This window comes from Paenibacillus sp. FJAT-27812, assembly GCF_001273905.1.
Classification (GTDB): Bacteria; Bacillota; Bacilli; order Paenibacillales; family Paenibacillaceae; genus Pristimantibacillus.
Window position 1 is genome coordinate 6830697 of sequence record NZ_LIGH01000001.1, and the last position, 20852, is coordinate 6851548.

The following is a 20852-nucleotide window of genomic DNA, read 5'->3' on the forward strand; positions in this document are numbered from 1 at the left end:
TCAATTTTCGAAGTCCTTTTGTTCCCAATCTAAGCTATCGATCATATCTAAATGGTGGTCATCGTTAACAATCTTATATTTGATATGGCCCGAGTCCTTAAATATCGCCACATATTTTTTATCTTTTGTCATTTCCAAGCCGAGATTGCCAGCATGATCGCTATATATTCTTATGGCATATTCGCTCTCGGAAGAAAAATCGCTTACTTTTTTCAGCTTCACACCGGATAAACCCTCTACCATTTTTGCCACAGTTTCTTTGTCTTTAATTGAGATTCTCGTTTCGTCGGAATATCTTTCTAACGACATCCCCACAGCATCCATTTCACCTATTCCAGCAAAAACTTCTTTTTGAACCGTCGTATTTTTCCCCTTATCTACGAAGTAAAAGATGCCAACAATAACGATCAATACAGCAAGCAACCAAATGGTCTTATTTCTCAAAACTCCCGCTCCTTCTCACTACCGCCTAAAATTGTTGCCTATGATCGCCTCGGTGCCCAATTTGCCCGTAACGGTCTCTTTCTCTTCTTCTAAGGAATTCCAGGCAATTTCCCGCATTCTCATAGCGTTGTATGTTGCATCCTTATTGGGAGCCATTAGATCAAACTCCACTTGTTTACTAAATCCTGAAAAGCTGCCGCCATTTTTTTGCGTGCCTACAAAATCAATAAGCAGTGTCATCCTTTGGTGGGGAGTGATAGAAACGACCTTAGCATCAAATTCTACATCTTCAGATGAATGCTTGAGCATAGGCCTTATGGACACGCTGTCCGCTTTGCCGTAATTATATAAAGTAACTGAGCAGCTCGCATTCACTTTATTCTCTTCCCCGCTGAATGTGCACTCATTGTTTTTTAACGAATAATCCATTTTCTCCGCTGCGGATGTATGATACAGGAGCAGAAAATGGCTTTTCTCCGAAGCAAACGGGAACAACCATATGAGCAAAATGCAGCCAATTATTATACGGTTACGGACCTTTCTCTCATTGGACCGGTAAGATTTGAGCGTTAAAACAATAGCGGCAATAAGCAGCGCTATGCCTATTATTCCAGGAAGATAAAAACCGTAATCATTGGATTTGGTCCACGGGGATAAACCAATAGCATTAAAAATGCGGTCACCTAACGAAGTTCCCGTATGATCTTTAAGAATAATAAGCAGCGCAACAAAAATGAGTGCGGGATATAATTGGTTTTTTTTCAGAGCAGATACCTCCTCTTAATCAACGAAAACAAGTATATACTTACTATAACGCAAAAGATCACCCAATTGTTTCCTGAAGTGGAAAAAAGACCGCCCCGGTTTTTGACCGTGAGGCAGTCTTATAGATCATCCTTATTCGTAATAAATAACCTGCTAGCCTTCCGTAATAACGCCTTTTTTCAAAATAAGATTGGCGTACAACGCGCTCTCTCCTGTCGCAATGACGGCGTAGGCCTTCTTCGCCCGCTCATAGAACGCGAAGCGCTCCACCTGCTCGAAAGGCTCCGAAAGCCCCGTCCGCTGCTCGATGATTGAACGATATTGGTCCCATATCGGCGTTTGTACCGTATCTCCGGCTACTACCTGCATAAGCGCAGCCGGCTTCTCGACGTATTGGTCGAGCGGGAACAGCCGCAAAATCGCGTCAAGCAACTCGGGCACGTTATGCCCATCGGCGCGGATAAGGCGCTGTGCGTGGCTTGCGCCCGGAAAGTTGCCGTCCGCGAGGACGATTTCGTCGCTATGGCCCATTTCACTGAGCACCTTAAGCAGCTCAGGGGAAATCAATTTCGATATGCCGATCAGCATATGTGCCTCGTCCTTTCTATGCTCCAGCCTAATAGATTAATAGTAACTATTTCACCGCTGCTAGCCGCTCAAACGATGCAAACGCCGTGTCCCATTCCTGCGAATGCGCAGCAGCGTATTCCTCGATTGGGAACGACGACGCAACAAGCATGCGCGCATCCTGTAAATCAGCGCACTCGCCCAGCGCGACGAGCTGCATGAGCATATTGCCAATTGCGCTCGCTTCCACTGGACCCGTCCATACCGGACGACCAATCGCATTCGCCGTGAACCTGCACAGCAGCTCGTTTTGAATGCCCCCGCCTACCATATGCAAGCCGCTGAAGGACTGCTCCGTTAAAGCTTCCATCTGCGTCAACGCCTGACGGTATCTAAGCGCAAGGCTCTCTAGTATACATCTTGCGATTTCACCCACCGACTCCGGAACCTTCTGCGACGTTTGGCGGCAATAGGCTTGAATGCGGCCAATCATGCCAGACGGCGCATAGAAGGACGGATCGTCGGGATGGATGAAGCTGCGGAACGGCTCGGCGCGTTCCGCTTGCACAACGATGTCTGCGAACGACAAGTCGTTGCCCTGCTCCTCCCATTCGCGCTTGCATTCCTGCAAAATCCATAAGCCCATAATGTTTTTGAGAAGCTGGTAGGTGCCTCCGACTCCGCCTTCGTTTGAGAAATCGAGCTTCTGTGCCTCTGGCGTAACAAGCGGCCCTGCAAGCTCCGTACCGAGCAGCGACCAAGTGCCGCATACGAGGTAAGCAAATGCGGATTCGCCAGCTGCCGGAACTGCGGCAACCGCTGATTCCGTATCATGCGTGCCGACCGCAACCGCCGTAATAGGCGGCACATCAAGCTCTTCGCATACTTCGGGCGTCAAGCTGCCCACCTTCGTGCCAGGGTGAATCGGCTCGAGAAACAGCCGGCTAGGAATGCCCAGCTGCTCCATCAGCTCCCGGTTCCACTGCTGCTCCTTAGGCTGGAACAGCTGTGTCGTGGTTGCCATCGTAAACTCGCACACCTTCTCGCCTGTCAGGAAATAGGCTAACAGATCGGGCGTAAGCAGCAGCGTGCTTGCCGCCGCCAGCTTAGGCGAGCCTGCCTTTTTCATCGCATACAGCTGGTTGATCGTATTAAAGGGCATGAACTGCAAGCCGCCCTGTTCATACAAGCGCTCTTTGCCGATCAGCTCGTTCAGCTCTTCAATGATTCCATCCGTTTGCGGATCGCGGTAATGATACGGGTTGCCTAGAAGCTCCCCATTCGCATCCAATAACCCAAAATCAACGCCCCAAGTATCAATGCCAAACGTTTGCGGCGTGTAGCCTTCTTGGAAGGCTTTGCGAATCGCAATCTTCAGCTCCTGCAAGAGGCGCAATATATCCCAGTGCAAATGGCCGCCTACGGCGATCGGCTGATTCGGAAAACGGTGGATTTCCGTCACCTTCAGCTTCCTTTGCCCGCTTGCCTCATCAGGCAGCAGCTCGCCGATTAACGCCCTGCCGCTGCTTGCGCCTAAATCAAAGGCGAGCACGGTCGCAAGCTTCGTCATGCTTTAGAGCCTCCTTTGAGTAAAAGCCAGCGCCATGATGGCGCCAGCCGGTCACTTCATCTTTTGCAGCAGTTCGATGCGGTATGCTTCGCTCTCAAGCGATGCGATCTCCTCGAACTCTTCCTTCGTAAGCACCTTCGGCTCGCGAATCGCTTTGGCGATCAAATAAATTTTCGTGCTTTCCTCCACGACTTCGGTACGGTAGTAGGCTTCGCGCAAATTGCGCCCCGAAGTCACAAGTCCGTGGTTACCGAGCAAGACGGAGCTTGCTTCATTCACTTTCGCTACATAAGCGTCAGCGAGCTTATCCGTTGTAGGAAGAACATAAGGCACGTATACGGTTTTGCCGACGAGCGCCGCTTGGTCCGGGAACATGATCGGCAGCTCCTGCTCAACTAACGTAAAAGCAATGCAATAAGGCGGATGCGTATGAACGATTGCACCGATATCCGGATTTGCGCGGTATGCATAAAGATGCATCAGCACCTCTGAGGACGGACGCAGGCCGATATCCGTAATTTCCCCTGTCTCGATATCCACCTCGACCCATTGATGCGGCTCTACCTCATCAAGCGCGAAGCCGCTTGGCGAAAGGTACATTTTACCCTCGAATTTAGCGCTAATATTGCCGCCTGGCCCAACGACCAGCTTGTTCGTTACCGTCTTGCGGGCATATTTGCATAGCTCATTGCGAATGTTAGTGCTGCTCATTGTAAAACCTCCAATTTATTTATAAATAGGTCCGAAATTTTGACAAGCACGGTAATCCGCGCTCTCTGCATTTGCCGTACCGAACAAGCCCCATGCTCTAGGACGGAAAATGCGTTCTTCCGGAACATTATGCATATTAACTGGAATCCGCAGCATCGAAGCAAGCGTAATTAAATCTGCGCCGATATGTCCGTAGCTGATCGAGCCATGATTCGCACCCCAATTGTCCATTACCTCATATACGGAGTGGAAAGCGCCCTCGCCCGTAATCGTTGGAGCAAACCAAGTCGTCGGCCATGTTGGATCTGTACGATTATCCAGCGTGTTATGCACATCCTCCGGCAAATCAACCGAATAACCTTCCGCGATTTGAAGAACAGGACCGATGCCTTTAACCAAGTTGATGCGTGACATCGTCATCGGCATGCCGCCGCGTGTCAAGTAATCAGAGGAGTAACCGCCGCCGCGGAAATATTCAACGGAAGCAGGACGCCATGATGTAGCATTTAGACATTTTTGCGCCTCGTCCTCGGAAATTTCCCAGAAAGGCTTCATAGCCGGCTGGCCGTCTCTTGTCTGCTCGCCAGTTCCGTCCATCGTTGCAGAGCCTGAGTTAATCAAGTGAAGGAGACCGTTCGCTGCCGCTCCCTCAAGCTTATGTCCGGTTACGCGCTCCACCGATTCAGGGCTCCAGTACGTACGAACATCCGCAAAAATTTGAGCCGTATTCGTAAGCAGGTTCCCAAACAGCATCACGACGCCGTTCAAGCTGTCATTTTCCGTTGCCACCATATAGGGAGCCCGAATGCCGTTCCAATCATAGGAGGAGTTAAGCAGCGTTTCCATGAAATCGCCGTTTGGAAAATGGTCCGTCCACTGCCGCTGGCCTTGGAAGCCTGCCACGATCGCGTTGTGTCCGCCTGCCTCCTCGCCAAAGCCAAGCTCTGCGAGCCTTGGATTGCCGACCATGAGGTCACGGGCAATTTGCGTCATTTTGACAACCGTTTCCCAGTCTGTATCCTTCTGCTCTCTTGAGGTTTGAAGATGGGCTGGATTGTTGTCCTTGCCTTCTATACAGTTTTCCTTCACCCACGTAAGCGCTTTCTCATACTCCGCAGGATCAAAAATATTTTCTTCCATACGGCGTACGAATTCACTCATGTCAATATATTCGGTACGCATGCCAAGATACTCTTGGAAGAAAGCGTCGTTTACGATTGAACCTGCAATACCCATCGAAACCGAGCCCATCGATAAGTAGGATTTGCCGCGCATATAAGCTACTGCAAGCGCCGCTCTAGCAAAACCAATCAGCTTGTCTTTCACATCAAACGGAATGGAGGTGTCGCCTGAATCCTGTACATGCTCGCCATAAATGCCGAACGCAGGTAGCCCTTTTTGCGCATAACCGGACAATACAGCCGCCAAATACACAGCACCCGGGCGCTCCGTTCCGTTAAAGCCCCATACCGCCTTCGGAATGGACGGGTCCATATCCATCGTTTCTGTACCGTAGCACCAGCATGGCGTTACCGTTATCGATACCCCAACGCCGGATTTGGCAAATTTATCGGCGCATGCCGCCGCTTCGGATACTCCGCCAATACAGCTGTCAGCAATGACACATTCGACCGGCTCACCGTTTGGATAGCGCAAATGCTCCGACAACAGCTTCGCAGTCGCGATTGCCATGTTCATCGTTTGCTCCTCTAGTGATTCGCGAACCCCTTTCCGTCTGCCGTCAATTGTTGGTCGAATGCCGATTTTTGGAAATCCGCTTTGGAAACGCAAATTTGTGTCCGTCATGAATAAAACCTCCATTAGGTTATAATAATGTTACCGATAACCTCAAAATAACAATAAAAAAGGTTGCTGTCAATGACTACTTTTCTGTATGATAGAAACTATGATTTAGCGATAAGGGGACAAAAATATGGTAACGATATATGATGTAGCGGCCAAGGCTAGCGTATCCGCTATGACCGTCTCCAGAGTTATCAATAACACTGGTAAAATAAGCGAGAAAACAAGAGCAAAGGTAAAGCGTGTCATGGAGGAGCTTGGTTATGTACCGAATCAAACGGCGCGCAGCCTCGTTCTCCAGCAGACCAAGCTGCTCTTTCTGCTCATAACCGATATTATGAACCCGTTCTATACAACGCTGGCCCGCGGCGCCGAGGATGCTGCCAAGCGCTCCGGCTACCGCCTGCTGTTCGGCAACAGCGATGAAAGCTTGGAGAAGGAATCCGATTATGTGACAACAATATTGACCACGCGCGTAGACGGGGTTCTGGTCGCGCCCGCCGGCGATCCGTCGCTGCCTCATTTGGAGTCGCTGCGCAAGCATAACGTTCCGTTCGTGCTGCTTGACCGCGAAGTGCCCGGCATCGAGTGCGACATCGTGCTCGGCGACAGCAAGGATGGCGCGAGACGACTCGTCGAGCATCTTGCCTCGCAAGGGCATCGCACCATCGCGATGGTGAACGGCTCTCCTTCCATCTCCAGTGCGCGCCTTAGGCTGCAGGGCTATCAGGACGGATTGAAGCTAAACGATTTGGCGTATGATGAGCGATATGTTTTTGAGACGAGCTTCGGCCCTTTAAATGATTTAACGGAGATGGGCCAGTGGCTGGACCAGCTGGAGCCTGCTCCTACCGCTATCGTGGCGGGCAATAACGTGCTTGCCGTAGAAATATTAAGGCTGCTTCGCGACCGCGGTTTGCGTGTGCCGGAGGAAATGTCCATCGTCTGCTTCGACGATCTTGGACCGTATTCGGAGGTCGAGCCTTTTTTGACCGTTGCTGCCCAGCAAGCTTACCAATTCGGGTACATGGGGATGCAAATGCTCGTCGAGCGCATTCAAGAGCGCGAAACGGCGCTGCCTTGGAAAAAGATCGTATTGCCAGCGGATTTGTTGATCCGCAGGTCGGTGAAGGAAATAACGACGCTTTAAGAAATCATAACGAAAACGAGCCTTCGAATCGCTTCTAAGGCTCGTTTTATATTGACTGTCTCTTGTCGCCACAGCCCTAGTCCCCCTTCGCAGTCGAACAGGAGTAACGTGAAATTGTCGATGTGGCTGCGAATAAATCGCCTAGCTGGAAAACATTTTTCTCAAAAAGCTGCTTTCAGCGTCCACATATATCCTTCGCGCGCTTCGCCAGCCCCATAGAAATACCGCGTCAACCATCCTTCCCCCATGCCGTTGGACGGCATTAACAGGAAATTCTCCATCTAATTTTCTGATTTGAAGGAAATTAAATCACTTATCTAGAAAACCTCCCGTTAAATATCGTACTTTCGCTCATATTCGACTGAAAACAGAAAATTAGCGGGAGAAATTCCCTCTAATACTGATTTCCCCCTCAAAAGCGCTTGAATTAGCGGGAGTTTTTCCCGTTAGTGTTAATGCTAGAGTGTATCTTGGCGGGACGGGGGGGTTGGTTGGTGGACGTTTGAAGGGGTTGGTGTGATTGGTTGAACAGCTGGTTAGTCAAGGCGTGATGCGTGTTCAGCTGGTCGGGTAGTTAGTTGTTGGGATGGTGCGTGTTCTGTTTGACAAATATTTGGTTGATCGAGTAGCCACAAAGCGGGTTGCTGAACGAACAAGGAAAATGAAAAAACGAGCCCCTAGAATCGCCGCTAGCGCCCGCTTTTGTATATGATCTTATTCACATACTCTCTTTAACTGATTCTAGCGCCTTCAAAACGTGTCGATAATCCGCTTTGAATTTCTACGTTTTTCTCAAAAACGGTAGCAAATACTTGCACTCTATCACGCGCTTCTAGTTCTACGATACCGCTAGCTTCTATAATGCCTGACGTATTGTTAAAATCCTCTTGGTCGGAAATTCTCGGCACGCCATTGACTCTAATCTCTAAATCTAGCGTATAGGCTGTCACGGTAACGGTTTGAAAAAAGACGCTCGCAAACAACGTATATACACCGTCTTTTTTGGGGCGAAAAGTCGAGGTAGCCGAATTATATTCGTTGCCCAGATCAAGCTCTTCGACCTGATATTGAACCTGCTCTGTCATACCATCAAGCAGTTGTTGATCAACACCAGAGAGCGCTCTAAACGCAGAGTTGCGCCTAACACGCTGTTTGATGACTCTCTTTTTCCTAATAATTGGCCTGCACACGATAGGTTTGCACACGCGTTTCTTCCTGACAATCGGCTTGCAAACAACCGGCTTTCTCACACGCTTCTTGGCGACAATCTTCTTGCAAATAATTGTTTTGCTAACACTCTTGCGAACGATGCTTTTGCAGACGCGCTTTTTTAAACCTACTCTTTTAATCGTCATTGCTTCGCCTCCTCCTGTTAAATCTTGCTAGCATATAATTATCATATGGATTGCCGCAGCTAATAGATACGATATTCGCCCTAACTATACGAAATAGGCTTCCCGTTAGCTGCTGAAATCTCCTTAATGCAGCCTGTCGGAAAGCCATGATCACCATCATTTAAAATAACCTCTCCTGCTCAAATGCTTCACCAGTACTTGCTTATTGTCTAAGATGGCTTGATCGTTTGGAGAGTACGAAAGCGCAATTTCATTATGCTCATAAGCTTTCTCCAGCTGCCCAAGCTTGCCATAACATTTGACGAGCTGAAGATGGGGAAACCACGTCCAAGCCATATGATTAATGCCGCGCAGGCGATCCTTTGGTTTCTCCAGCCTCAGCGCCAGCTGATACCAATTCACGGCTTTTTCAAAATCAAGGTTCTCCTGAAAATAGTAAGCAATCCGGCATACATAATCGGCGCGCGGGATGTCGTAGTTAAACGTTTGCAGCAGCGATTGCAGCTCTTGCTCTTTATAACCAAGCTCGTGATGGCAATGAGCCATCCGGTCACAAGCTAACAATTTATCTTCAAAATAACGGTATGGATCGGCTATGATTATTTGATAGATTCCGATTGCTTTGTCAAAATAACCATGAGCCGTTAACTCCATTGCATATTGCAATTGCTGATGATTCGAAAGACTAATTCCCTTCGCTAGCCTGCTCTCATAGATTCGCAAATTCCGATCCGACTTCGCATGCACCCGCCCATGACTCACTGCAATGTCTGAGAAAACCACCTTTCCTGAGACCGCTAGCTGCTCATGCACCGGGTCATGCCACTCAAAATGAGCGGAACGCTTGACGAGCCTGTTTCTTTTGATCACTGCCGTTGGCTGCCCAAGCGGATCAAATGCGACGTAATAGTCCATGCAAACAGCGTCAACAGCCGGATCTAAGCTTTGTTTGAGCGTTTTGAACGCCTCCAAATCCTTCTCCTGCACCCAATCATCCGCATCCAGCCATAAAATATAATCACTTTCCGCATGCTCGAACGAGTAGTTTCTGGCAGCAGAAAAATCATCGATCCATTCAAAATGAAAAATGCGATTCGTATAGTTAGCAGCAATATCCCTCGTACGGTCAGTTGATCCTGTATCGACGATGATGATCTCATCAACTAGCTCTTTGACAGAATCCAAACACCTAGCCAGAACCTGCTCCTCGTTTTTGACAATCATGCACAAGCTAATCGTAATCACGGTTTCCGCTCCCCCTAACCTGTTCCGATACATTATATGGAGCATGCCTTTGCCGCGTTTGGACAAAATAAAAAAGCCATTCGGCTAACAGCCGAATAACTTTTCATAGCGGACAAAAACTATTCATTCAACATGTTTTTCCGAAAATCGGTCGGCGATTGCCCGCTCCATTTGTGAAATTGTTTGGTGAAAAAAAGCGGATCATTGTAGCCGACAGAAGTGGCGATCTGCGCTATGGTGAGCTCACCCTCGAGCAGCTCCTCCGCCTTCTTCATGCGCACCTTAAACAAATATTGCATGGGCGGCAGGCCTGTCGCCTCTTTGAACAGCCTCGTTAGATGAGCGCGATGGTAGCCAAGCGTGCGGGCGATGCTTTCAATGGACAGCTGCTGCCCATACTGCAAGGAAAGCAGGCGGATGGCCTGGTCAATCTGGCGATAAGAGCGAGGCGCCGGCACGTCAGCCGCAGTGCTCTCAGTAAGGTGCAGCCGTCCTAGCTCATGCAAAATCAACCGCAGCCAGCCCGAAGACTCCATGTTTCCAAGAGCGGGGGCATTCGTTTTCTCCATGCTTCTGCGCATGCTCCTGAACATTTTCTGCATGACGGGCAGCGAGCAATCACAGATGACTCCTTGATCCGGCGTAATGCCGATCGAGCTGAGCGAAGACTCTACGATCTCACCTGAGAATGCGACCCACATATACTTCCAAGGATTGCTCATGCTTGCCTCGTACTTGACCAGAATGTCGGGAAAAATAACGAAGGCATCGCCTTTCTTCAACGAATAAGCCTTTCCTAGCGTTTCAAACATGCCCTCGCCGTCCAGCACAATATGAATGAGATAATAATCGTGAACCGCCGGTCCGATAAAATGGCCAGCGACCGGCTGTCCCTTTCCGCTAAACAAAACGGACATTTCTCCTTTTAACGGAGCTGCGTTAATACTTAATGAAAGACTATGATGCGATTCCAACGTCACACCTCCAATCGTGCCTGCTCTAGCTATCATACTAAATGATGCAACATTTCTCCATATAATGCTTCGTTCCTTCCATATTCTTTTCCCTCTTTCCTCCTTATACTAGAGGAGTCAGCAATCATCCACTAGGAGGCTATTGTCTAATGTCTAAAATTACATTTATTGGCGCAGGAAGCTCCGTATTTGCGAAAAATATTCTCGGCGACGTCATGCAAACACCAGCGCTTCAAGGATTTGAAATCGCTTTATTTGATATTGACGCAGAACGTCTGCATGATTCGGAGCAAATGCTGCTTAATCTTAAGCAAACCAGCGCAAGCACCTGTCACATTAAAGCTTACTCCGATCGTAAAGAAGCGCTTCGCGGAGCTAAATATATCGTTAACGCTATCCAAGTAGGCGGCTATGATCCTTGCACCATCACCGATTTTGAAATACCAAAAAAATACGGCTTGCGTCAGACGATTGCCGACACCGTTGGAATCGGAGGCTTGTTCCGCAATTTGCGCACGATTCCGGTCATGCTCGATTTTGCCCGCGATATTAACGAGGTTTGTCCAGACGCCTTGTTCCTGAACTACACGAACCCGATGGCTGTTCTCACCAATGTGATGAACACGCATGGCGGCGTCCAAACCGTCGGCCTATGCCACAGTGTACAAGTATGCGTACCGCATCTGTTCGAGCACTTGGATCTAGATCCAACGGGCGTTAAATACAAAATAGCAGGCATCAACCATATGGCATGGCTGCTTGAAGCAAGCAAGGACGGCGTCGATCTTTATCCGGAAATCAAACGCCGCGCGGCCGAGAAGCAAAAGGAGCAGCATAGCGACATGGTCCGCTATGAGCTAATGCTGAAATTCGGTTATTACATCACCGAATCCTCCGAGCATAACGCCGAATACCATCCCTACTTCATCAAGCGCAACTATCCGGAGCTTATCGAACGCTTCAACATTCCGCTCGATGAATATCCGCGCCGCTGCGTGAGCCAAATCGAAGGCTGGAAGTCGATGCGCGATTCGCTCGTTAACGACCGCAACCTTGAGCATTGCCGCAGCCTGGAATATGCTTCTTATATTTTGGAGGCGATCGAAACGAACAACCCGTTCAAAATCGGCGGCAACGTCATGAATACCGGCTTGATCACGAACCTGCCGAAGGAAGCTTGCGTAGAAGTGCCATGCCTAGTCGACGCGAACGGTGTAACGCCAACCTATGTTGGCGACCTGCCGCCTCAGCTCGCTGCGCTGAACCGCACGAACATCAACACGCAGCTGCTAACCATCGAAGCTGCAATTACCGGCAAGCGTGAACATATTTATCACGCCGCTCTGCTCGATCCCCATACCTCTGCCGAGCTGTCTATGGATGACATCGTATCGCTTTGCGACGAGCTCATCGAAGCGCATGGCAGCTGGCTGCCAAGCTACAAATAATGAGAAAAAGGGTGACCAAAAAGCCATTTGGCTTCTGGTCACCCTTTTTTATTGCCTTATATCCGCATTAGCCAAGAATCCATCTCGCAAGCATCGCGATATCTTCAATGTCGACTTTGCCATCGGCATTAAGATCGGCTTTTTTGTACTGCGACCAGTTCGGATCCGCGCTTGTTTTACCGTAAGCAGCAGCCACGATGCCAAGATCGCCGACCGTAATCTTCTGATCGTTGTTGATGTCGCCTGACAAGACCGATGCTTGGAAGGCTGTCGCGGCTGCGTGAAGCTGAGCAATTGCGTCTCTTACTTGTGCATCGGTTGCATTTTGGTTGACCGCGACTTCTTTGGCTTTTGCAATCGCAGCGCCGAATGCCGCTTTAGCTGCAGCTGGATATTGTCCAGGCTGCGTGCCCGCTACCGCTCCGTTGTAGAGAGCCTCCGCTGCCGCAATAGCTTCATTCAGTGCAGTCAAATCTACTTGCGCACTAATTTGTACCGTATGCGCTGCGCCATTTACCGCAAGCTCTTCCCCTAAGCTGTTGGCGACTTCAATTCCGCTTACGGAAATATCCGCACGGACAGGCGCACCTGTTACGCTGGCGAGGAAGGTAAGCTTCAACCATTCCGCATCCGCAGATAGGCTGCTGCCTTGGCCCGCCGCAATAATGCGAACCTTGCCTGGCTCAATGGCATGCTTCTCCAGAATGCCAAAGCCCTCCTGCAAGGAAACAGCCTCCGACAACGCCAGCTGGTTAGGATTGAAGGTAATCGTTAAAATTTGAGCATAAAGCGACTGGAACTTCTCTGCTGTAATATTCGATATGCCCACCTTCAGATCAAAGGATTGACCTGCTTTTACCTGTGCTGGACCAGCAAGCGTAGCTGACGCCTCTGCAGGAGCAGTCGGTACGACTGCGGCTGCAAACGTTGCTGCCGCTTGGCTCAGCGCTGCTGCTGCTGCATCTACTGCCGCTTGATCCGCAGCCGCGTTAGCTGCTGCTGCTTTTGCCGCCGCAATCGCCGCGCCGAAAGCTTCCTTTGCGACTTGCGGATATTGTCCCGGCTCCGTTCCGGTTACCGCTGCGCTAAGCTGTGCTTCGGCGGCTGTTATCGCAGCTTGAAGCGCTGCTTTATCAGCGGCTTGCACAGGACCAACCGAGAAATAATCAAAATTGGCTTGAATGGAGGTTTTATCCCCGGAAGATAAGCCGTAGAAACCGATTTTCAGATTGGATAGGCTGACAGTCATCGGATCTGCCGCAGCCTTCCAAGCCGTTCCATTCCAAAAGAACGTGGAAACGACATTGCCAATCTTGCGAATCTGCAAATACGACGTATCAAAACCTGGATGATTCGCCATGTTTGTTGCTTTTACATAAGCGGCGTTTTTCTCGTAAGCAGTCTCCAGGCTTTTGCCTGTTGAACCGTCCGTATCCCATACATGGCCTAGCTTCACGTAATTGTCTTCATTTTGCCATAGGAAGAGACCTGCTTGCTGATAGTTTTTCCGAACGGGAGCTTCAACTTTAGTCGTAATAACAAAATCGCCGGCCGGTGCGTCTTTCAAGAAAATATTCGGCAAATTATTAGAGCCTTGGAACGTATCGCCGGCGGACGTGTCTAGGCTGAGGAAGCCCGGCTTGCGCGTTAGCGACCATTTGCTGTTATCCGCTTTAAATACCGACCATTCTTCATTTAGCGCCGCAGCATCAAAGCCATCTACCCTCGAGCCTGCTTCAATTGGATCATTAACGGCAGCGAACAGCTGCCCGCGCGCGTTTTGCAGCGATTTTAGTGCCGTTTGGATATCTCCGGCAAGTGCATTCGCGTTCTCAGCAACCGCCGCAGCCGCATCTAGAACGGCATTAAAAGCATCAACCACCGCTTGCTTATATTCGCCGGCACCCGTGCCGATTTTCGCCTGGCCGACCATCGCCTCCGCCTTCGCGATTTCAGCAAGCAAATCCGTTTTTGTCGCTGTGCCGATAAGCTCGCGATGTGCGATCGCAATGCGGTCAAAGTCCATTTTCTCTACTTTCCGGTCATAGGACAGCAAGCCGTTGATTTCATACTCCACATCCGTAATTTGAGTATAAATAGCGGCGCTTAGTCCGCCTTCCTTCAATTGCTTCAGCCTATTAATATAATTGATGTAAGTGGAAGTAAGCTGTTCCTTGCTGTTCATTAATTGATAGGAGAACACGAGCGGACTCCATTCATGTCCAGGCACGTGCAGCCCTAGACCGCCGTATTCGCCAAGCACCGCAACTCTTGTATCGCTTGCATTCGGCGCTCCAGGATCAGGATATCTGTGCATATCGAGCAAATCGCCCGCTCCGGCATCCCACCAGCCGCTCGTGCTGTTGATGAGACGAGTCGAATCCAGTCCTTTTACATAGGCCGTAGCGTCCCTCGTCTGTTGACCGCCTTGGTCGAATTGCCCCCAGCCTTCATTAAACACAGTCCATACAATAATAGATGTAACGCTGCGAAGCTGGTCTACCATTTCCTTGTATTCCTTAAACCACTGCGTTTTTGTTGGCTGCGTAATATCGGAGCCTTTATTGCCTTGGCGATCCTCCAGACTCGGCATATCCTGCCATACGAGTACGCCGAGCTTATCCGCCCAATAGTACCAACGGGCAGGCTCTACCTTAATATGCTTGCGGATCGTATTCATGCCCACGCGCTTGACCGCTTCAATATCGAATTTCAAAGCTTCATCCGTAGGCGCCGTATAGATGCCGTCCGGCCAGAACCCTTGGTCGAGCGGGCCCATTTGGAACACAAAATTTCCATTCAGTAGCGGACGGGTTACGCCATCAACTTTGCCTAGCTTGATCTCTCTCATCCCGAAATAGCTCGTTACCTCGTCTACCGTTTGCGATCCATCCTTCAAATAAACCTTCAAATCGTAGAGGAACGGATCATCGGGAGACCATAGTCTTGCATTTGGCACTGGTACTGCTATCTCCGAGCCGACGTCACCTGTCGCCGTTCCGATTACATCGCCATTTGAGAGCACGACGGCTTCAACGGTATGGCCTTGAATGCCGCTTCCCGCAACGTTCAGCTTCAATTCTCCCTTGTGGATATCCGTCGCCATATCCAGCTTCTCGATATGCGCTGCCGCTACCGGCTCCAGCCATACTGTCTGCCAAATACCGGATACGGACGTGTACCAAATGCCGCCGAGCTTCTTAACGGTTTGTTTGCCGACCGCTTGGTCTGCTCCCATATCCGTCTCGTCAAGCACATGGACGATAAGCTCATTGTCGCCAGCTACTAGATAATCGGTAATGTCGAAGCTAAAGGACGTGTAGCCGCCTTTATGGCTGCCTACCGATTGTCCGTTCACATACACCGTTGCCAAATAGTCTACCGCGCCAAAATTAAGCTTCACGCGCTCACCGTCCCAGTTTTTCGGAATGGTGAACGTACGCTTATACCACATTAAATCCTCGACGCGGTTGATGCCTGAAAGCTTCGCTTCTGCCGCGAATGGCACGAGAATCTTTTCTTTCAGCGTTAAGCCGGCTGGAACTGCCTCCCCCTTCTTAGCCGCTTGGAACTCCCACTCGCCGTTCAGATTAACCCAGTTTTCACGCGCCAATTGCGGTCTTGGGTATTCCGGGAGCACATTTTCCTTATCCACGTCATCCGCCCATGGGGACATAATTTGATATTTCGAGCCGTTAAGCAGCGGCTTATCGAAGCCAGCTACGACCTCGCCCGCCAGCGTCTCTAGACCGCCCTTGCCGTCATAAACCGCTTTGACATTGCCTATATCCCTGGAATTAAGCGGCTCTGTTAGCTTAACGGCAACGACTTTGTCATCGCCTTCCTTCAAAGCCGCAGAAGCAAGGGACAAGCTGCCTGTTGCGATATTTACTTTCAAATGTTTCACAAGCTCGGCTGTAACCGGTTTTAACGACGCTTCGAAGGGAAGCTCGATTTGCAGCCCATCCTCCGATACTATGCCGCCAGGCGCAAAGCCGTCCGGCAAATAAAATGCCTGCGTCGGCACCGCTTCCTTCGCTACGCTCGGGCTAGCCCAGCGCATGTGTACATTCGAGCCGCCGGAATCTTCGAACAATTCCAGCTTAATGCTGTACTTTTGACCGGCAACCAATGCGACCGGCTGCGAGGTTTGTTCTTTATCCCAATCCGCGACCCAGTGATCGATCGTCAGCTTATTATCAATCCATAGCCGGAAACCATTGTCCCCGGTAATATAAAACGTATAGTTCTCCGAGAATTCGGGCTGGATAAACCCCGTCCATCTAATCCCGACGCGATTTTCTTGCCCTGTATACATTTTAATCGACGGCTCAAGATTAGAAATGTCCAGATTCGGGTCATACCCGGTACCCTTAAAGGTGTCGAATGTAAAATTGGGAGGTCCTCCCGCGGTATAATATTCGGCTTTCAAGCCATGGTACGCAGCCGGCGCAGCTCCTCCCGCCGAGCCTTCCGCTGCCGCAGCCCTTGGGGCAAACGAGATTGCGGAAGCCGCAATGCTCAAAATCATCGATAAAGTTACAAGCATACTTATTGCTTTGCTTCGCTTCAACATGTATGGAACCTCCAATATTTCATATTAAAATTGGGTGGGGGAAGTGATGTGCCTTCCCCCATGGTTCTTTTAGCCGATTATTAATTTAGCAAGCATCGCAAGATCCTCAATATCTACTTTTCCGTCTTGATTTAGATCTGCCTTCTTAAACTGTGTCCAATTCGGATCAGCGCTCGTTTTGCCGTAAGCCGCAGCTACTATGGCAAGATCGCCTATTGAAACCTTGTTATCCTGATTTAGATCGCCTGATGGCGGCCGTGCCGCTATTTGCAGAGCGTGCTTAGCATCGCTTAGCGCAAGCTCGGCGCCATCGCCGTTTGCAAGTCTCGCATTGGTCAACGTGACGCTGGTTGACTCCGCCGACTCCAGCGAAGCAGCTTGGAAGGTTAGCTTCAGCCAATCCGCGTTTGGCGCTAGGCCCATTCCTTGCGCAAATGCGAGAATGCGGATTTTGCCCGGTCCAAGCTCTTTAGTCTCAAGCACATTCAGCCCTTCTCTGAGCGAGGAGACACCTACGAAAGCAAGCTTGCTCGGATCATAGGATACCGTCACATCCTGCGCATAAACGCTCTGATAGACGCTGTCCGTAACACGGCTTACCCCGAACGTAAGATCAATGATTTGTCCGCTCGCCGCGCTTGCGTCGCCTGTTAACGTCGCAGCCGGTTTCACCTCCGGTTCAACATCCTCGCTGCTTGCTGCCGACAAAGCAATGTAATCCAGCTCGTAAAAGCCGGGATTTGCCCCTGAGCCGCGCATAAATTTAATGGAGTTGACGCCCTCCTTCAGCTCAACGTTTACGCTGGTCGCCATAAATCTGCCCCAGTTTATCGTTCCGGCAAGCTGTGCCGTCTGCTCCACGCCGTCATTTATAATCATTTTGGCGGTTGCAGGCTGGTAGTTGTTCGTGTTTTGAGCGTACCAAATGAACATTTTGTAGGTTCCTGCCTTTGGAGCCTCAACCTGATTGAAATGAACGTAGCTGTCCTCGTAATCGATACCGCCGACATAGCCGCCTGAGGAGGCATGAATGTTATTGCTGCGAGCGCTTGCTTTGAACAGCTCAGCTTTCTCAGCCTCATACTTAGCCGGTTGAATGGCCAAGTCTTCCGTCACCTCAGGGAAATAAGTTACGCGCAGATTCTCCGCTCCGAACGGCACCAGCGTAATATCCTCCGTAGGCTCAGCGGAATAAACAGGGCCGACAGGCGGCTCCGCTGCTGAGACGCCGTTAGGCGCTTTGCCCCATGCAGGGATTCGTTTACCCTTCGCGATGAGCTTAATCGGGGTCGTCTCCTGTATAAATGGATTTTCCGGCATGTCTGACATGACAACCTCGATCGAACGCTCAGGATTGTCGCGATCTAGCAATAAGCCATAATTCCATGGCGATTCGGCGTTGATGTTGTACTGCTTGAAGCCGGGTTCCTTCACTTGAGGTGCCGGATTCGATTGCTCCACCCAGCTCTCTTCGATTCTGAGCGAGAAAACGAGCGGTCCGCGCTCAATGCCGATAGAGTTGTTTACCCATGTCGAGGTTTTGATCTCCATCGGCAAAGTCAGCACAACGGTATCCCCTTTTTGCCATACCCGGTCAATGGAGAAATACTCGCCTGCTTTCACCGCTGCCTGCGGCTGACCATTCACCGTAATCGTCGCATTCTCTGTCCAATTTGGAATACGCAGCTTAAGCGGGAAATTCACGCTCTCCGACGCCTCTTCGATCGTAAAGCGGATTTGATCCTCGAACGGATAGTTCGTCGTCTCCTTAACGGTGACGTTGGCGCCTTTAATTTTGGCAGAGACGCGGCTAGGCCCGTATGCGATAACGCCAAGCCCTCCGTCAGCCGTGCCTGCCCACATATCCTTCACAAAATAAGGCCAGCCCATATGCATGTTGAAGCGGCAGCAAGGAAATCCCGAATACGGCGATTGCACCGTGCCGGAATCGTAATTTTGCTTAAAGCCATGATCGGTCAAGCCGCTTTGCACTTGATTGGGCAGCGAATAATATTGATGCGTCTTAATGTCCTTGCTCATCGCTCCCGGGAGCGAGTTGAACGTAAGCTTCTCAAGCGCATCGCCGATCGTCGGATCGCCGGTTATCATCGCGGTGACGGCATCGCTGTGAATGCGCTCGACGATGGCACATAGCTCTACCCCTTGCGTCGATGCAAGGCCAGCGAGCATTTCCGTACCGGAATTGATGCCGGTAATTTGGTTATGGGATTGATTCAGATGCTCCACGCCTGCTTGGTAGGCGTCTTTGTCCGCTTCATTTTTCGATAATTGATAATAAATGGCAGGTGTCTTGATCGATTGGTTGACGTTCACCGTATGCTGCGTGTAGAAGTTGCCAGCATTGCTCTTAGCGGCTGTCAAAAAGTTATTGTTCGTAAAAACATCGGTCGTATCCGTACCTTGCTCATGGAGCTTCTCAGCCAATTGAATCAGGAAGCTGTCACCGGTACGGTTGTAGAGCCACAGAACGACGTTCAGGTTGTCGCCGCTGCGAATTTGTCCCCAATCGAATAAAGGACGCTTATCCAAATTGTTTAATTGATAGTGAAAATAATTCGTTAGGAAAGGAATGACCCGCTCATCGTTAGTCGCTTCGTAATAATCCTTCAGCACATAGATAGCAACCATGCGGGGCCACCAATCATTATCGCTGGCTGGACCGAAATTGCCATCTTCCTGCTGGCTGTTCAGCATCCAATTCACCCATTTTTGCGACTTGGCGATCAGATCCGGGTCATCCAGCGTGTAGGCAAGCGCTACTAATCCTTTCACATAATAAACGGGGCGTTCCCAGTTCGATTCCGGCGCTGTTCCGCCAAGCCATTCCGAATTGGTGTTCAGCTCGCCGTACAAATCCTCCGCATAACCGGTCGCTCCATCCTTCATAAGCTCAAGCTGCTTAAGCAGCCAGCCCTCCGCCTTCACTGCTCCTAGCGGAAGAGGTACGAACGGCGTTTGCAGGAGCGGATCTTTATTGGCTACCGGCTCTTTGAACGACTCCGCCGGCACGTAATAATCGCTGGAAATAAAGTTGTCAAACGCCGGCTGCACCGCATCAGCCCAGACGCCAACCCCGCCCGAAGTGAATTTCTGCGCGCTGTCGTCGCTGTGCTCCAGCGCCGGATTATGCATATCATCCAGATAGACTTTAATGCCCGAGCCATACGTGACGACTTTCAGCTGATAAAACTTGTTTGGAGCGACCGCATCCAGAGCTTTGACGGCTTTCAAATCGGACCATTCCTCATTTAAACGGCGGAGAACGAGGTTTCCATCCGATTGCAAGCCAGCATAGTAACCTTTAACCAGCTTTCCTGCTTCGCTGGACTGGGTTCTAAATACGAGCCCTGCGGCACCCTCTGCTGCCGTCAGCTTCAAGTCCGTCTCTGCCGTAAAATCATTAAACGAGGTTTCTTTCACAAGCAGCGTTTGATTAGAGCCCTTATTAACCGTAATCCCTCCTGATTGCAGCTTCCAATCGCCTAGAATCGTTTGCCAGTTCGGCAAAGCCAACTCCTGCGCGGGAGCATCAAAGTTGTCCGTGAATACGACCGTTTTCTGCTGATCCGCAACTTGAACATTGTCGTATGTCGGCAGCGACTGGTAGAGCCTTACGCCCACCTGTCCCTTCGTATAGGTCGTGTCCGTCTGCTCTAAAACGAGCGTGTCGTTCACATAAAGCTTGATTTGCGATCCTTCGGCACTAGCTTTAAACCGATAAACCGTGCTTGGATCTACCGCAATCTTAACGCGCTTCAGTTCGGTCCATTTGTTGTCCATGCGCCCAAGAAATACGCTGCCCGTTCCTTGCGCGGAAATGCCCGCGTAATAACCTTTTACATTGTCGGCGCCAGGCGCTGCGCTAACCGTACGGACCAATAAGCCCGCATCGCCGTTTCGATTAGCAAAGCTAATGTCCGCTTCGATGCTTCCATCCTGTAGCTCTGTCTGTTTAATTAGCGCTTTCGAGCCGTTGCCGCTCTCTGCTGTCATTTTGCCGCTTGCTGTCGACCAATTGCCATCGACAACATTCCATTTTTCATTGATGACCGATCGATTGAAATGATCCTCGAAAAAACCAGGCTCATCCTCCGCCGCTGCCTCTACATGGACAGCTGGCAGAAAGCTGCTTACGTACAGGGCAAATATAAGCAGCATAACCACGCTTGGCTTCAGCTTTGCGCTGAATCTCATCTTGCTTCACTCCCTCGGACTTTGGTCAA

General features: G+C 50.2%; 13 protein-coding genes. 2 read left to right on the forward strand and 11 right to left on the reverse strand.

The annotated features are described in order from the left end of the window. The 6 genes from ADU23_RS29505 to ADU23_RS29530 all read right to left on the reverse strand — a co-directional run bounded on the left by ADU23_RS29505 (position 1) and on the right by ADU23_RS29530 (position 5863). Positions 1-444, reverse strand: a complete 444-nt coding sequence (locus ADU23_RS29505) for a hypothetical protein (protein ID WP_053377033.1) — start codon at positions 442-444, stop codon at positions 1-3. Positions 445-462: 18 nt separating this feature from the next. Next, positions 463-873 carry a hypothetical protein gene (locus ADU23_RS29510; protein WP_157266019.1) on the reverse strand — a complete coding sequence of 137 codons (411 nt, stop codon included), beginning with the start codon at positions 871-873 and terminating at the stop codon, positions 463-465. Between the two features lie 489 nt (positions 874-1362). Further along, positions 1363-1797: an L-fucose mutarotase gene (gene fucU, locus ADU23_RS29515; protein WP_053377035.1), complete on the reverse strand. Its 435-nt coding sequence runs from the start codon at positions 1795-1797 to the stop codon at positions 1363-1365. A gap of 46 nt (positions 1798-1843) precedes the next feature. Beyond that, a complete protein-coding gene (locus ADU23_RS29520; protein ID WP_053377036.1) occupies positions 1844-3346 on the reverse strand; it encodes a rhamnulokinase in 1503 nt (500 codons plus the stop codon). A gap of 51 nt (positions 3347-3397) precedes the next feature. After that, positions 3398-4057 (reverse strand): class II aldolase/adducin family protein, encoded by a 660-nt coding sequence (locus tag ADU23_RS29525; RefSeq protein ID WP_053377037.1) that lies wholly within the window; start codon positions 4055-4057, stop codon positions 3398-3400. Between the two features lie 15 nt (positions 4058-4072). After that, positions 4073-5863 carry an L-fucose isomerase gene (locus tag ADU23_RS29530; RefSeq protein WP_053377038.1) on the reverse strand — a complete coding sequence of 597 codons (1791 nt, stop codon included), beginning with the start codon at positions 5861-5863 and terminating at the stop codon, positions 4073-4075. Between the two features lie 127 nt (positions 5864-5990). On the opposite strand from ADU23_RS29530, the gene ADU23_RS29535 reads away from it, so the two are divergent. Further along, positions 5991-7010 (forward strand): LacI family DNA-binding transcriptional regulator, encoded by a 1020-nt coding sequence (locus tag ADU23_RS29535; protein ID WP_053377039.1) that lies wholly within the window; start codon positions 5991-5993, stop codon positions 7008-7010. Positions 7011-7741: 731 nt separating this feature from the next. Here the strand turns inward: ADU23_RS29535 and ADU23_RS29540 are convergent. From ADU23_RS29540 to ADU23_RS29550, 3 genes are all read right to left on the reverse strand, one after another. After that, entirely contained in the window at positions 7742-8365 is a 624-nt protein-coding gene (locus ADU23_RS29540; RefSeq protein WP_053377040.1) for a hypothetical protein, read from the reverse strand. A 156-nt stretch (positions 8366-8521) separates the two neighbouring features. Next, entirely contained in the window at positions 8522-9610 is a 1089-nt protein-coding gene (locus ADU23_RS29545; RefSeq protein WP_053377041.1) for a tetratricopeptide repeat-containing glycosyltransferase family 2 protein, read from the reverse strand. Positions 9611-9729: 119 nt separating this feature from the next. Then, positions 9730-10518 carry an AraC family transcriptional regulator gene (locus ADU23_RS29550; RefSeq protein WP_442950636.1) on the reverse strand — a complete coding sequence of 263 codons (789 nt, stop codon included), beginning with the start codon at positions 10516-10518 and terminating at the stop codon, positions 9730-9732. 215 nt (positions 10519-10733) lie between these two features. On the opposite strand from ADU23_RS29550, the gene ADU23_RS29555 reads away from it, so the two are divergent. After that, positions 10734-12032, forward strand: coding sequence for an alpha-glucosidase/alpha-galactosidase (locus ADU23_RS29555; protein WP_053377043.1), 1299 nt, complete (start codon positions 10734-10736; stop codon positions 12030-12032). 67 nt (positions 12033-12099) lie between these two features. On the opposite strand, the gene ADU23_RS29560 is transcribed toward ADU23_RS29555, so the two are convergent. After that, positions 12100-16608: a sugar-binding domain-containing protein gene (locus ADU23_RS29560; protein WP_053377044.1), complete on the reverse strand. Its 4509-nt coding sequence runs from the start codon at positions 16606-16608 to the stop codon at positions 12100-12102. Positions 16609-16677: 69 nt separating this feature from the next. Further along, complete coding sequence (locus ADU23_RS29565; protein WP_053377045.1) at positions 16678-20823, reverse strand: beta-L-arabinofuranosidase domain-containing protein; 4146 nt, start codon at positions 20821-20823, stop codon at positions 16678-16680. Positions 20824-20852: the final 29 nt, after the last annotated feature.

Bases quoted from the DNA above. Each gene is read 5' to 3' on its own strand.
- ADU23_RS29510 (WP_157266019.1), bottom strand. From the start codon at position 873: ATGGATTATTCGTTAAAAAACAATGAGTGCACATTCAGCGGGGAAGAG.
- fucU (WP_053377035.1), bottom strand. From the start codon at position 1,797: ATGCTGATCGGCATATCGAAATTGATTTCCCCTGAGCTGCTTAAGGTG.
- ADU23_RS29520 (WP_053377036.1), bottom strand. From the start codon at position 3,346: ATGACGAAGCTTGCGACCGTGCTCGCCTTTGATTTAGGCGCAAGCAGC.
- ADU23_RS29525 (WP_053377037.1), bottom strand. From the start codon at position 4,057: ATGAGCAGCACTAACATTCGCAATGAGCTATGCAAATATGCCCGCAAG.
- ADU23_RS29530 (WP_053377038.1), bottom strand. From the start codon at position 5,863: ATGACGGACACAAATTTGCGTTTCCAAAGCGGATTTCCAAAAATCGGC.
- ADU23_RS29535 (WP_053377039.1), top strand. From the start codon at position 5,991: ATGGTAACGATATATGATGTAGCGGCCAAGGCTAGCGTATCCGCTATG.
- ADU23_RS29540 (WP_053377040.1), bottom strand. From the start codon at position 8,365: ATGACGATTAAAAGAGTAGGTTTAAAAAAGCGCGTCTGCAAAAGCATC.
- ADU23_RS29555 (WP_053377043.1), top strand. From the start codon at position 10,734: ATGTCTAAAATTACATTTATTGGCGCAGGAAGCTCCGTATTTGCGAAA.
- ADU23_RS29560 (WP_053377044.1), bottom strand. From the start codon at position 16,608: ATGTTGAAGCGAAGCAAAGCAATAAGTATGCTTGTAACTTTATCGATG.
- ADU23_RS29565 (WP_053377045.1), bottom strand. From the start codon at position 20,823: ATGAGATTCAGCGCAAAGCTGAAGCCAAGCGTGGTTATGCTGCTTATA.